Origin of the sequence: Succiniclasticum ruminis DSM 9236 (assembly GCF_900112895.1) — a bacterium.
In the GTDB taxonomy this organism is placed as follows: domain Bacteria; phylum Bacillota; class Negativicutes; order Acidaminococcales; family Acidaminococcaceae; genus Succiniclasticum; species Succiniclasticum ruminis.
In genome coordinates this window covers 1-13,452 of record NZ_FONL01000015.1, presented here as the reverse complement: position 1 = coordinate 13,452, position 13,452 = coordinate 1, and the positions used below count along the sequence as shown (strand labels likewise).

Annotated in this window: 13 protein-coding genes; all 13 read left to right on the top strand. The window is 45.3% G+C overall.

All coding sequences use genetic code 11. From position 1 onward, the window contains the following. Positions 1 to 252: 252 nt before the first annotated feature. Positions 253 to 1,365 (top strand): DNA polymerase III subunit beta, encoded by a 1,113-nt coding sequence (gene dnaN, locus BM159_RS09355; protein WP_093913981.1) that lies wholly within the window; start codon positions 253 to 255, stop codon positions 1,363 to 1,365. 3 nt (positions 1,366 to 1,368) lie between these two features. Continuing rightward, positions 1,369 to 2,499 (top strand): DNA replication/repair protein RecF, encoded by a 1,131-nt coding sequence (recF, locus tag BM159_RS09350; protein WP_093913980.1) that lies wholly within the window; start codon positions 1,369 to 1,371, stop codon positions 2,497 to 2,499. Next, entirely contained in the window at positions 2,500 to 3,333 is an 834-nt protein-coding gene (locus BM159_RS09345; protein WP_093913979.1) for a DciA family protein, read from the top strand. Between the two features lie 3 nt (positions 3,334 to 3,336). Beyond that, positions 3,337 to 3,603: an extracellular matrix regulator RemB gene (remB, locus tag BM159_RS09340; RefSeq protein WP_093913978.1), complete on the top strand. Its 267-nt coding sequence runs from the start codon at positions 3,337 to 3,339 to the stop codon at positions 3,601 to 3,603. A 16-nt stretch (positions 3,604 to 3,619) separates the two neighbouring features. Beyond that, entirely contained in the window at positions 3,620 to 5,608 is a 1,989-nt protein-coding gene (gene gyrB / locus BM159_RS09335) for a DNA topoisomerase (ATP-hydrolyzing) subunit B (protein WP_218149567.1), read from the top strand. An 80-nt stretch (positions 5,609 to 5,688) separates the two neighbouring features. Next, positions 5,689 to 6,000 (top strand): hypothetical protein, encoded by a 312-nt coding sequence (locus BM159_RS09330; RefSeq protein ID WP_093913976.1) that lies wholly within the window; start codon positions 5,689 to 5,691, stop codon positions 5,998 to 6,000. Next, entirely contained in the window at positions 5,997 to 6,725 is a 729-nt protein-coding gene (locus BM159_RS09325) for a thiamine diphosphokinase (RefSeq protein ID WP_093913975.1), read from the top strand. The genes BM159_RS09330 and BM159_RS09325 overlap by 4 nt, the downstream gene beginning before the upstream one ends. Before the next feature lie 109 nt (positions 6,726 to 6,834). Then, a complete protein-coding gene (gene gyrA, locus BM159_RS09320) occupies positions 6,835 to 9,300 on the top strand; it encodes a DNA gyrase subunit A (protein ID WP_093914006.1) in 2,466 nt (821 codons plus the stop codon). Positions 9,301 to 9,397: 97 nt separating this feature from the next. After that, positions 9,398 to 10,843, top strand: coding sequence for an NAD(P)/FAD-dependent oxidoreductase (locus tag BM159_RS09315; RefSeq protein ID WP_093913974.1), 1,446 nt, complete (start codon positions 9,398 to 9,400; stop codon positions 10,841 to 10,843). A 70-nt stretch (positions 10,844 to 10,913) separates the two neighbouring features. Then, the gene (locus tag BM159_RS09310) at positions 10,914 to 12,173 is read left to right on the top strand and encodes an NAD(P)/FAD-dependent oxidoreductase (RefSeq protein ID WP_093913973.1); all 1,260 of its coding nucleotides are present in this window, start codon (positions 10,914 to 10,916) and stop codon (positions 12,171 to 12,173) included. An 84-nt stretch (positions 12,174 to 12,257) separates the two neighbouring features. Next, on the top strand, positions 12,258 to 12,614 hold the full coding sequence (locus BM159_RS09305; RefSeq protein ID WP_245763699.1) for a DUF1667 domain-containing protein: 357 nt from the start codon (positions 12,258 to 12,260) through the stop codon (positions 12,612 to 12,614). Positions 12,615 to 12,788: 174 nt separating this feature from the next. After that, on the top strand, positions 12,789 to 13,034 hold the full coding sequence (locus BM159_RS09300; protein ID WP_093913971.1) for a helix-turn-helix domain-containing protein: 246 nt from the start codon (positions 12,789 to 12,791) through the stop codon (positions 13,032 to 13,034). Positions 13,035 to 13,264: 230 nt separating this feature from the next. Further along, positions 13,265 to 13,452 (top strand): IS200/IS605 family transposase (gene tnpA / locus BM159_RS09295; RefSeq protein WP_143089424.1); only part of this gene is annotated, 188 nt, incomplete at its 3' end.

Sequence of the window (13,452 nt, the reverse complement as noted above, 5' to 3'; positions counted from 1 at the left end):
TCTCTGCAATTTACCATCTGTTTAAAAAATGTTCATAAGCTGTTACTGAAATGTGGATAAATGTGGATAATTTTTACGGTTGTCAATACTGTTGATAAAGTTTTACACACTATAAACAGTTTATGCACAGCCGTGGATGAGAAAAAACGCTGGTATCCGGTACTTTTCCACACAATACACAGCAGTTACTATTACGACTAAAATATAAATATTAAAAATAAAAAATTATAAAAGAGAAAGGAATGTGAACAAATGAAATTTACATGTCAGACTTCAGACCTTAATAAAGCAGTACAGTCTGTAATGCCTGCCATTGCAGCCAAACCCAGCACACCTATTTTCGGAGGCATGCATATTATTGCAGATAATAACACACTGAGACTGGAAGGAATGGATATCAATCTTTCCATGAGCAATGAAATACCGGCGGAAGTGGAAGAAGCGGGTGAAATTGTAATTGCTGCATCCCGTTTTAATGATCTGGTCCGGAATTTTAACGGCGAAACAGTAAAAGTTACAAAATCCCAGAATGATAATAATGTGCGTCTGCAGTCAGGAAAAGCAGATTACAAAATCTTACTGATGAACGTAAATGAATTTCCAAAATATCCTTCCATTACGGCAAAACAGACATTTGTTTTGGAAGAAGAAAAAATAAAAGAACTGATTAAAAAGACAGCGTTTGCCTGCTCTACAGATTATGCCCGCCCGTTGTTTACAGGCGTACTGTGCGAGATTAAAAACAATAAAATTACGTTTGTGGGAACCAATACCCACAGACTTGCAATCCGTACGCTGGATGTTGATAATGCGCCTGACATGAGCGTTATCATTCCTTCTGTAGTTTTAAAGGAAATTAATAAAAACCTGAACGGAAAAGTACCTCAGGAAGTTACCTTTTCTATTGTAAATAACCAGCTGATGGTAAAAATCGAAAAATGGTCAGTGGTATCCAGACTGATTGAGGGAAGGTTCCCTGATTATAAAAGGGTAATTCCGCCTCAGTTCAGCGTAAAAACCAAAGTAAATGTGAAAGACCTGGCCGGGGCTGTCAGCCGCATGAGTCTTTGCAGCGGAAGTGAAAACGATTACAGTATTGTAAAAATCAGCATTAACGCCAAAGAAATCAAAGTTATGTCCAGCAGTCCGGATGTAGGAACAGGTGAGGAAATCATTTCTTGTAATACGGAAGGCAATCCTATCAACGTGGCATTTAATGCTGCTTATATTATGGACATCATGAAAAATATTGAGACTGAAGAAGCAGAGATTAATCTGAATAATTCCCTCAGCCCGGTTTGCATCAAACCTGACAGCGAAGAAGAATACATTTATATTGTAACTCCTGTAAGGGTTATTTTTTAAAAAATGAGAATTAACAGGCTTCAGCTGGTCAATTTCCGGAACTATGACCATTGTACGGTGTCTTTTGATAAAATGGTAACTGTTTTTTACGGAAAAAACGGGCAGGGGAAGACCAATATTTTGGAAAGCATCTTTTATTCCGCTTTTGGTTTAAGCCACCGTACTAATAAAGAAGACGAAATGGTAAAGTTTTTGTCCGACGGAATGGCTGTGCATCTGGATTTTTCAAAAGAAGATGAAATCCACTCCATAAGGATGAAAAGGTATAATGACCAGGGAAGATGGCACAAAGAAATAAAAATAGACGGGAAAAAAGCAACTGCAAAGGACCATTACAGCTTTTTTAATGCTGTGATGTTTTCTCCGGAAGATCTTCAAATCATAAAAGGGGACCCGGGTTTGCGGCGGCGTTTTATGGATATGGAAATATCCCAGACTGATCCGTTGTATTATGAACTGCTTGTCCGTTACCGCAGGTTATTAAAACAGCGTAATTCCCTGTTAAAAGGAATACGTGATAAAAACCAGCCGCAGGAACAGCTTGCTCCGTGGGATGAAGAGATTTCTGATGTAGGTTCGCAGATTTTAATAAAAAGATTAGATAATCTGATTAAACTTAAAGAAATTTCAATACCTGTTTTTAATATTCTTTCGGACCGCACAGATACGCTGGAAATGAAATACGAGATGAAAGGAAACGACGGAGCCGTATTTTATCCGGAAAAAGAATCAGCAGCGGATATTAAAGAGTTTTATATTAAAAGCATAAGGGAACGCATATTTAAAGATATTATGCAGGGAAATACGGGGATCGGCGTTCACAGGGATGACTTAAAAACATACATAAATAATGCTGACAGCAGGGCTTTTGCCTCCCAGGGACAGCAACGCTGCTGTGCTCTGGCATTAAAGTTATCCCAGATAGAATATGTAAAAAAGATATCGGGGGAATATCCCGTTCTTTTGCTGGATGATGTTATGAGTGAACTGGACCATCACAGACGAAACCAGCTGGTAAGTTTTATTAATGATAAGGTCCAGACCATTATTACGGTTAATGATAAAACACTTATCCCCGATTTAGGGTCCAATCAGTATTTTAAGGTGGAAAAAGGAAGTATAAAAAAAAGTTAAATGGAAGATGTTGAAAAAATTGTATTGAAGATGGTTGGTTCCCGGACTAATCAGAATCAGTATAATCTTTTTAAAATGAAAGCCTGCTGGGCGGATATAATCGGTAACAATAACGCCAAACATTGCAGTCCGGTAAAATTGGAACGGAGAATATTGACATTGGAAGTGGATTCTTCTGTATGGTCTAATCAGTTCGTATATTATAAAAGCCAGTTTATCAGGCAAATCAATGTTTTTATGGGAACCGGTTATGTAAAGGATATCAGGTTTGTTTTAGGAAAAAGCTTTAAAAAAAGAGACAGGAATCCGCAAAACAGTAAAATAAGCCTAATCGAAGATAAACTACTGATTCCACCAGTAACAGCAGCAGAAAAAAAGGGATTACAGCAGAAATATTCCCATATAAGCAATGAAAAAGTTAAAAATGCTATTATCAGCGTGGAAGAAAAAAGGCTGGGGCTGGAAAAACTGGCCAGTGAAGGAAAAATTAAAAAATGCCCTGTCTGTGGAGAATATTTAAAAAACAATGAAGATATTTGTTATATATGCGAAAGAAAAAGAATCCGGGAACTGGAACATAAACTGTGGAGCCATATTCACAGGGAACCGTGGATTAAGTGGTACGACCTGAATAAGGTAGTAAGATGCAGCGAAGAAGAGTTTAAAATTATAAAAAGCGACATCCAAATGTATTATTTTGAAAAGATACGCTTAAATACGGCAAACGAACAGGAAGAAAAACTGGGAGTGCAGCTGAAAGCGGGAAAACCGCTGGCATTGATTAAAGAAAAAGAGTATGTAAATATTTTGAAATTCTTGAAAAAGGGAAAATAAAATATGTATGTACATTTAGGGGGAGGCTGTCTGATAAGGGCAGCGGAAATCATAGGTATCTTTTCAGTAAAAGATAATAAAGATTTTTATAAAGGATTAAAAAATAAAGACGGTAAGTTTTACGAAGCTGAAGACCTGTCAGAAGGCGGTGTAATTGACAGTATAGTCCTTTCACAGGAAAAGATATATTTGTCGGCAGTTTCAGCTTCAACATTGCAAAAACGGATCAATCAAAAATTAATTTATCATAACGGAGGAAATAATGGCTGAAAATAAGGAAACAGTGATGCAGGCGGGTGAAGACGCTGAAAAAATTCGCGCTGCGGAGGAAGCCAAACAGGTTGAAATCGAAAAGGAAATCAAAGAAGCTACCGGCGTAGAAGGGCAGTATGGGGCCAGCCAGATTCAGGTTTTGGAAGGACTGGAAGCCGTACGGAAACGTCCCAGTATGTATATTGGCAGCATATCCAGCCGCGGTCTGCATCATTTGGTATCGGAAGTTGTTGATAACAGTATCGATGAAGCGCTGGCGGGTTTCTGCGATACCATAAAGGTTACCATTAATTCAGATAACAGCATTACGGTTGTGGATAACGGCCGCGGTATTCCTGTTGATATGCATAAGACAGGCAAACCGGCAGTAGAAGTGGTTATGACCGTATTACATGCAGGCGGCAAATTCGGTGATGGCGGTTATAAGGTTTCCGGCGGTCTGCACGGCGTGGGTGTATCCTGTGTTAACGCTTTGTCTGAAAAGATGGAAGTAGAAGTGCGCCGTAATGGAAAAAGGTACGGTATTGAATTTAAGCGGGGCAAAACAAGCAAGCCGTTGTTTGAAATTGGCGATGCGGATTCTACCGGAACTACGGTACATTTTATTCCGGACAAAACGATTTTCACCGAAACGGTATATGATTATGATATTTTGCGCCTGCGTCTGCGGGAACTGGCCTTTTTAAACAAAGGCGTAACCATTTCCCTGGAAGACGAACGGGATGGCCGGAGTGAGACCTTCCATTTCAAAGGAGGCATCATTGAATTTGTTAAGTATGTTGACGCTAACAAAGATAAGATTAATGCTGAACCAATCTATGTGGAAGGCGTAAAAGATACAAATATTGTAGAAGTAGCCATGGAATATACCGACAGCTATACGGAAAATATTTTCAGCTACGTAAACAATATCAATACAGAAGAAGGCGGTACTCATTTAAGCGGTTTCAAACAGGCTTTAACCCGTTCCATCAACGATTACGCCCGCAAGAACAATTTATTAAAAGAAAGTGATGATAACCTCAGCGGTGACGACTGCCGTGAAGGTATTACTGCGGTCATCAGCATCAAGGTTCAAGAACCTCAGTTTGAAGGGCAGACAAAAACAAAATTAGGAAACAGCGAGATCCGGGGTATTGTAGATAACCTGGTGACAGACCAGCTGGAAGAATTCTTTGAAGAACATCCCAGCGAAGCGCGGAAGATTATTGAAAAAGCGGTCATGGCTTCCCGGGCCCGGGCGGCAGCCCGCAAGGCCAGGGATCTGACCCGCAGGAAGAGTATTCTGGAAAGCAGCAGCCTGCCCGGAAAATTAGCGGACTGCCAGAGCAAGGACAACACCATGACGGAAATTTACCTGGTCGAAGGTGATTCCGCAGGCGGCAGTGCCAAGCAGGGACGTGACCGCAAGTTCCAGGCGATTCTTCCGTTGCGCGGTAAAATTTTAAACGTAGAAAAAGCCCGTCTGGACCGTATGCTGTCCAGTGATGAAATCAAAAATATGATTACAGCTTTCGGCTGCGGAATCGGGGAAGATTTCGATATCAGTAAAGCGCGGTACGGAAAAATCATTATCATGACCGATGCCGATGTGGACGGCGCACATATCGCCACCCTGTTGCTGACGTTCTTCTACCGGTATATGAAACCGTTGATTACAGAAGGCCATGTATATATTGCCAAGCCGCCTCTGTATCTTGTTAAAAAAGGACAGAAAGCGCACCGTTATGCTTACACGGATGAAGAACTGCGGGTATGCATGGACGAAATCGGCAGCGACAAGAAAAATGTGTCGGTACAGCGTTATAAAGGTCTGGGCGAAATGAATCCGGAACAGTTATGGGAAACCACTATGGATCCCCAGTACCGCACACTGTTGCAGGTTACGTTAAGCGATGCGGCGGAAGCAGACGCCATCTTTTCTATTCTTATGGGCGACAAGGTTGAACCACGCCGTCAGTTCATTGAAGAAAACGCTACAAAAGCCGTGCTTGACCTGTAAGCCTTGCAGGAATTTCCTTTACGGGAATAAACACAGTAGTTTTATTATCATGCTTAATTAAAAGTATATGGAGAATGACCGTGAAAATAAAAAAGAATCTCTCCGACGCGGATATGTTCCGTGGGATGGAGGAAGAAGAAAGTTTTGAAACAGCGCTGTTAAGCGATGACAGCCGCCGCGTAAAGCTGCGTAAAAAATCTTCCGCAATTAAAAAAGAAGCGGAAGCCATGATGCTTCCGCCAGAAACCATTGAGAAACTGAACCGTTGCCTGCTGGAAGTGAGCATGGAATGGCTGAAAGATAAGGGCGGGGACGTAGACTGGAAAGTCGTAAGGGAAGGAACCAGCATCATCATTAAACCGGCTCCTGCCAAAAAGAAGGTACGCTCATGAATAAACTATTCTTTCCCCAGGGAACGTTGTCCATTGAAGATAATAAGCCTGCGCAGGAGATTGCTTTTTGTGTATGTGGCGGCAGGAAACCGGCAGCATCCTGGCTGAATATGACAGCGGAAAAACTGCCGGGCACGCCTGAATTTTTTGCTGCGGATAGAGGTTTGGACTATTATCATGCCGCCCAGTTTTATCCGGATAGGGTAATAGGTGACGGAGACAGCGCCGATCCTGTCCTCTGGCAGCAGGCAGTTGAAAGCGGGAAAGCGGAAGTGTTCCCGGCGGACAAAAATGAAACAGATTTGCAACTGTTGCTGGAAATCCTTCCTCCTGACAAATTATGGATTTTTTCCGGCGTCTACGGGGGACGGCTTGACCATCTGCTGAGCGCCTTTGAAACATTGGGTACTGAAGCATTGCAGAAGAACCGTACCATTGTACTGGCAGACGAACGGGAAATCACGGTTTTTGTTCCGGAAGGAGTAAAAATTAAATTCTATCCCCCTGCGGAAGAAACACCGGTAGCAGTTTCCCTGCTTGCGTTTACGGAAAAAAGCAAAGTTTCCGTAAGCGGTACCAGGTGGCAGCTGGATGAAACAGAATTGAGCCGTAATAATCCCTTTGCCATCAGTAATGAAATGAGTGAAGCAGAACAGTTGAAGGAGCTTCCCCACATTACGTTTTCCTGTCTGGCAGGAATGACGGTGTTTTATGTGGCAGGATAAAATAAAGTAAGTTAATCAGAATTATATAAAGATTGTAATATGAGGTGAAAAAGTGGACGATACGACAAAGACTCCCGAACAGGAAAAAATAAATGAAAATGCGGAAGTTATGGTGAATGACGACGGTTATATCGCTTCCGGCGGTAAGATTGAGGAAGTTGATCTTACCAATAAAATGAAAGATTCTTATATCAACTACGCCATGAGCGTTATCGTGCAGCGCGCGCTGCCGGATGTAAGGGACGGACTGAAGCCGGTTCACCGGCGTATTCTGTATGCCATGCAGGAAGCGGGGATGACCTCCAACCGCCCCTATAAAAAATCGGCGCGTATCGTCGGTGAAGTATTAGGTAAGTATCATCCCCATGGGGATTCTTCCGTTTACGACGCTACAGTACGCCTGGCGCAGGATTTCAATACCCGTTATCTGCTGGTAGACGGCCACGGCAACTTCGGCAGCGTGGACGGCGACAGCCCGGCGGCCATGCGTTATACGGAAGTCCGCATGACAAAAGTGGCAGAAGCCATGCTGGAAGATATAGAAAAAGATACGGTTGAATTCGGGCCTAACTACGATGAATCCTTAAAAGAACCGACCGTGTTGCCGGCCAAGATACCGGCCCTGCTGGTTAACGGTTCTGCAGGTATTGCCGTTGGCATGGCTACCAATATCCCGCCCCATAACCTGCGGGAAGTTGTCAAAGGCATTGATATGTTGATCGATAACCCGGATATAACGGTTGATGAACTGATGAACGCCATCAAGGGCCCCGACTTTCCTACGGGCGCTACGATTTTGGGGAAGGAAGGCATCCGCCAAGCCTATGCTACCGGCAGGGGCATCATCAAAGTAAGAGCCAAGGCCGAAATCGAGCCTATGCCAAAAAATAAGCATCGCATCGTAGTAACGGAAATTCCCTATCAGGTCAATAAAGCAAGGTTGCTGGAGAGTATAGCCAATCTGGTAAAAGACGGCGTCATTGAAGGGATTACCGACCTGCGGGACGAATCGGACCGCCGCGGCATGCGTATTGTGGTGGAACTGCGGGCTGATGTGGTTCCCGACGTTATTCTCAATAAATTATATAAACATACCCAGCTGCAGGATTCTTTCGGTGTGATCATGCTGGCTCTGGTGGAAAACAAACCGAAAGTTCTAAATCTGAAACAGATCCTGGAGTGTTATGTAAGCCATCAGAAAGATGTTGTTACCCGGCGTACCCGTTTCGAGCTGGCTAAAGCGAAAGAACGGGCGCATATCTTGGAAGGCCTGAAAATCGCGCTGGATCATCTGGATGAAGTGATTCATACAATTCGTAACAGCGCCAACGCGGAAATCGCCAAGGCTTCCTTAATGGAAAAATTCAGCCTCTCCGACCGTCAGTCCCAGGCAATCCTGGATATGCGACTGCAGCGCCTGACCGGTCTGGAACGGAAAAAGATTGACGATGAATATATTGATGTATTACAGACCATTGATTATCTGGAAAGCGTGCTGGCAGATGAAAGGAAGGTTCTGGATATCATCAAGAAAGACCTGAATGAAAAAGCGGATAAGTTTGGCGATGACCGCCGGACGGAAATCGTGAACGATACCGGTGATATGGACGTGCTGGATCTGATTGCGGACGAGGAAATCGTGATTACCCTCAGCAATCAGGGTTATATCAAACGCCAGACTCCGGACAATTTCCGCAAGCAGCAACGGGGCGGTATCGGTAAAAAGGGCGGCAGCGGTAAGAAGGAAGACGATTTTACCCAATATCTGTTCCTTGCTACCACCCATAATTATATACTGTTCTTTACAAACAAGGGACAGGTCTACACGCTGCGGGGCTACCAGATTCCGGAAGCCGGCCGAACGGCAAAGGGCTCTGCCATCATTAACCTGCTGCAGCTGAGCCCGGGCGAAAAGATTACCGCTGTTATAAACGTTTCCGAATTCGAGGAAAACAGGTACCTGTTCATGGCTACCGACAAAGGCACGGTAAAACGCTGCAAGCTGACGGACTTCTCTTTTGTGCGCCGCAGCGGCCTGAAAGCTATTGTGCTGAACGAGGATGAGGAACTGATCGGCGTCAGGATGACAGACGGCAATGCGTCTATTTTGATGGCTACCCGGGACGGCATGGCGATTCACTTCAGCGAGGAAGACGTGCGCTGCATGGGCCGGAGTGCCCACGGTGTACGGGGCATCAACCTGGGACGCCACGATACAGTGGTAGCCATGGATTACGCATATGATCCGGAGAGCGAAGTACTGACAGTAACGGAAAACGGCCAGGGCAAACGGACAAAACTGTCCGAATATACAAAACAGACCCGGGGCGGTAAGGGTCGTATCAATTACAAACTCACTCCCAAAACCGGGGATGTCGTGGGTATGACGGTTGTAAATCCGAAAGATGAACTCTATATTATTACCGCAGCGGGTATTGTAATCCGTATGGATGTGGATCAGTTGCGCAAGTTAGGCCGTAATACTCAGGGCGTGAATGTAATCACCCTGCGGGAAGGGGATAAGGTTACGTCGATTGCCGCCGTGGAATCGGAAGAAGAGATAGTGAAAGAATAAAGTTCAAACTATAATGGAATTTATATATAAATGTTATAAAGCCGTGGCTGTTCTGGGTATTTAAGATGCCACGGCTTCTTTTTAGGGAGTGGGACAGATGGATTTTTTTAAAGAAACAGATGTTGTCGTAATTGGCGGAGGCATCGTAGGTACAGCTATTCTGCGTGAATTGTCCAAATATGATTTGCGTTGTCTTCTGGTGGAGAAAGAGCCGGATGTGGCTGTGGGCACCACCAAGGCAAACAGCGCGATTTGTCATGCGGGCTTTGACGCGCCAACAGGAACCTGGAAGCAGAAGACGAACGTACGGGGCAACGCATTGTATCATCAGTTACAGGAAGAGCTGGGTCTGGATATTAAATGGACGGGCAGCCTTGTTGTTGCAACGAACGATGAAGAAGTACAGCATCTGCAGGTTCTGCTGGATCGGGGCAGGGCTAACGGGGTTCCCGGCTTGGAAATCCTTTCCCGGGAGGAAGTGCTGGCAAAAGAGCCGAACCTTGTAACGGCAAAGGCGGCGTTATGGGCGCCTACGGCCGGTGTGATGTGGCCTTTTGGCTGTGCGGTGGCCTTTGCCCAATGTGCAGTACAGAACGGAGCGCAGGTTATCTGTGACTGTGCGGTGACTGGCTTTGTAAAAGAAGACGGAGCTGTAACCTTAGTAAATACAACGAAAGGCGCAATCCGGACCAAACTTGTTATCAACGCGGCAGGCGTCTACGCGGAAGAGATTGCAAAACTGGCCGGAGATGATTCTTTCACCATTACACCCCGTAAAGGCGAGTATATTTTATTTGATAAAATGACAGCTTCTTCGCTGGTATACGGCGCCATCTTCCCCTGTCCCAATGAGAAGAGCAAGGGCATCATGATATGCACCACAACCCACGGCAATACGTTTATCGGTCCCAATGCCAACGAACAGGCAAGCAAGGAAGATACCTCTGTAACGCCGGATGGGATGAATGAAGTTATTGCCGGAGCCCGGAAACTTATTCCGAACCTTCCTATGGGAGCCTCGATTACGGAATTTGCCGGACTGCGCGCGGTTTCAAGTACGGGGGATTTTATTCTGGGAGCTTCCGGAGTACCCGGTTTCATTAATGCGGCCGGCATTCAAAGTCCGGGGCTGGCTGCAGCGCCTGCCATTGCGGAGGTAGTTGTGGAAGCTGTCGGTAATGAAATGTATCTTCGTAAAAAAACCGGCTGGAACGGAAAATTACCGAAGAAACCGGCGTTTAACCGTATGACGGCTTCTGAAAAACAGAAAATGATAGAAAAGAACAGGCTGTACGGCCGTGTGATTTGCCGCTGTGAAACGGTAACGGAAGGCGAAATCATCGAGGCGATCCGCCAGCCGGTGGGAGCCCGTACAGTTGATGGTGTGAAGCGGCGCACCCGTGCGGGGATGGGCCGTTGCCAGGGAGGCTTCTGCGGTCCGCGGGTAACACAGATTTTGGCCCGGGAACTGGGAATTCCGGTAGAAAAGGTACTGAAAGAAAGACAGGGATCGGAACTGTTTTATAAAAAGTTCGAGGAATGAAAACGATGAAACTGATTACTTTGAACTTTGGAATAGTTTAGACAGCGATTTTGGTGTTGGAGTGAAGAAAATGGAGCTTTATGACGTAATTATTATTGGCGGCGGCCCGGGAGGTCTTTCTGCCGCATATTCCGCTTACCGGAACGGGGCAAAAAAAATCCTGGTCATTGAACGTGACCGGGAGCTGGGCGGTATTTTGCAGCAGTGCATCCATAACGGATTTGGACTGCATCATTTTAAAGAGGAACTGACAGGTCCCGGATACGCCGGACGCTGTATCGCTTTGATTCAGGACAAGCCTGAAATCCGGGCTTTGACAGACACGATGGTTCTGTCTGTTTCAAAAGATAAAAAGGTCACAGCGGTGAATCCGGAAAAAGGATTGTTTACCGTAGAGGGTAAAACCGTTATACTGACCATGGGGTGCAGGGAACGCACCCGGGGAGCCATCCGTACGGCAGGGGAACGTCCGGCCGGTGTGTTTACGGCAGGAGCGGCCCAGCGCATGGTGAACATGGAGGGGTATCTGCCCGGTAAGAAAATCGTGATTTTAGGCAGCGGCGATATCGGTCTGATTATGGCCCGCCGCATGAGCCTGGAAGGCTGCAAAGTACAGGCGGTGTGCGAGATATGCCCGTATTCCAATGGGCTGACCCGCAACATGGTACAATGCCTGTATGATTTTGATATCCCATTATACCTTTCCCATACGATTTTAAAAATCAAGGGCCGTGACCGTGTGGAAGGCGTTACGGTAGCGAAGGTCGATGAAAAGATGCAGCCGGTTCCCGGAACGGAATTTGACATTGAATGCGATACGCTGCTGTTGTCTGTGGGGCTGATTCCGGAAAATGAGCTTTCCATGGCGGCCGGTGTGGAAATTGCGCCTTTTACCAACGGGCCCAGGGTAGATCAGCGGCGGCAGACAAATCTGCCGGGTATTTATGCTGCGGGGAATGTGGTCCATGTCCATGACCTGGTTGACTTTGTTTCCGACGAGGCAGAGATTGCGGGCAAGTTTGCGGCTTTAGAAGCACAGGGCAATCTGGCGCCGGCCGTGAATACAGTAGAGGTTTCCCCGGTAAACGGTATCCGTACCTGTGTGCCGCAGATACTTCATCTGCCGGAGGGCGGGGAACCTGTAAGGCTATTCATGCGGGCAGGCGCTCCAGACCGTAAGGTAACCCTGGAGGTAAAATGCGGCGGGGAAGTGCTTGTGAAAAAAATGCTGCCGGTAGTGAAGCCCAGCGAGATGGTTACATTGGATATTCCTGCTGCCAAAACGGCGCTGATGCATGATAAAATAACAGTAGGCCTGCAACCGAAGTAAGTTTGAACCAGTTATTGTAAACGCGCTGCTGCAGCGCGACTCATTTTAAAATACGGAAAAGAGAGAAAAATGGAAACAAAAGTAATGAACTGTATTATGTGCCCGATGGGCTGTGAAATGACGGTAATGCTGGAAAACGGAAAGTTTGCCGGCGTGACGGGCAACAGTTGTCCCCGTGGTGCAAAGTATGCTGAAACGGAAGTGACGGACCCCCGTCGTATGCTGACGACTACGGTGCGGATTAAAGGCGGGCTGTTGCCTTTGCTGCCTGTGGTTTCGGCGGATGTGCTGCCCAAAGGAAAGGTTGCAGACTGTGTGGTTTATCTGCGCGATGTAATTGTGGAGGCTCCGGTGAAGGCCGGGGATGTGATTGTGCCGGATATTTTAGGCCTTGGCGTAGATATCGTGGCAAGCAGGGATATGGCAAGGGTGAATGATTAGCAGGGAAACCCGGGAACATTGGTTATATTTTATTAATTATTCTAAAAAAATAAAATATTTTTAAAAAACATGATTTTAATCTCACTTTTTGTGGTATAATATTTTAAAATAATTATATTTGTATCAAATTAATTATATTTTTTAAAGATAAAACAATTCAAGGGAGGGTCCACAGTGTCCGAAACAAAATCATTTCAGGAAAAGTGCCGGCGGTTAGGAGCAAAGATTAAGTATTACCGTACCATTGGCGGTATGAACCAGACAGTATTAGCCAATAAGCTGGGCATTTCCTATCAGTATCTGAGCCGTATTGAATGCGGAAAACAAAGCCCCAGTTTTCCGTTGTTAGTTGCGCTGGCAGAGGAATTGCATGTTGATATGGCTGAACTGGTCAGCGAGAGGGACAGCAGGAGATTTTAATCCGGCTGACGGAGTTGTCCTGTGAAAACAATTAAATAACGAAGAAAAACGGCATTGTTCCCAATGCCGTTTTATTATGGCTTTAGCTTGGGAGCCGAATCCCTCAAGGGGATTTGGCTCAAAAACCACCTGCTACGCAGGTGGGATTAATGCTTAAGCAAAAGGGCAACATCCTTCTTGTATAATGATAGTGTTCAAGCCGTCACTAAAACAAGAAAGGATGTTGCCCTATGGCAAATAGTTTAGCACATACCAAGTGGGTATGCAAATATCACATTGTATTTACACCAAAATACAGAAGAAAAATCATTTATAACCAATTGCGTTTGGATATCAGAACGATTCTTAAAGATTTGTGCAAATGGAAAGGTGTAGAAATCATCGAAGGAAATTGTATGCCAGATCATGTCCATCTATT

What these genes read in the sequence shown, in the direction of transcription:
- gyrB (WP_218149567.1), top strand. Translation starts at nt 3,620, where the DNA reads ATGCAGGCGGGTGAAGACGCTGAAAAAATTCGCGCTGCGGAGGAAGCC.
- BM159_RS09305 (WP_245763699.1), top strand. Translation starts at nt 12,258, where the DNA reads ATGAACTGTATTATGTGCCCGATGGGCTGTGAAATGACGGTAATGCTG.
- recF (WP_093913980.1), top strand. Translation starts at nt 1,369, where the DNA reads ATGAGAATTAACAGGCTTCAGCTGGTCAATTTCCGGAACTATGACCAT.
- BM159_RS09310 (WP_093913973.1), top strand. Translation starts at nt 10,914, where the DNA reads ATGGAGCTTTATGACGTAATTATTATTGGCGGCGGCCCGGGAGGTCTT.
- BM159_RS09325 (WP_093913975.1), top strand. Translation starts at nt 5,997, where the DNA reads ATGAATAAACTATTCTTTCCCCAGGGAACGTTGTCCATTGAAGATAAT.
- dnaN (WP_093913981.1), top strand. Translation starts at nt 253, where the DNA reads ATGAAATTTACATGTCAGACTTCAGACCTTAATAAAGCAGTACAGTCT.
- BM159_RS09315 (WP_093913974.1), top strand. Translation starts at nt 9,398, where the DNA reads ATGGATTTTTTTAAAGAAACAGATGTTGTCGTAATTGGCGGAGGCATC.
- BM159_RS09345 (WP_093913979.1), top strand. Translation starts at nt 2,500, where the DNA reads ATGGAAGATGTTGAAAAAATTGTATTGAAGATGGTTGGTTCCCGGACT.
- remB (WP_093913978.1), top strand. Translation starts at nt 3,337, where the DNA reads ATGTATGTACATTTAGGGGGAGGCTGTCTGATAAGGGCAGCGGAAATC.
- gyrA (WP_093914006.1), top strand. Translation starts at nt 6,835, where the DNA reads ATGGTGAATGACGACGGTTATATCGCTTCCGGCGGTAAGATTGAGGAA.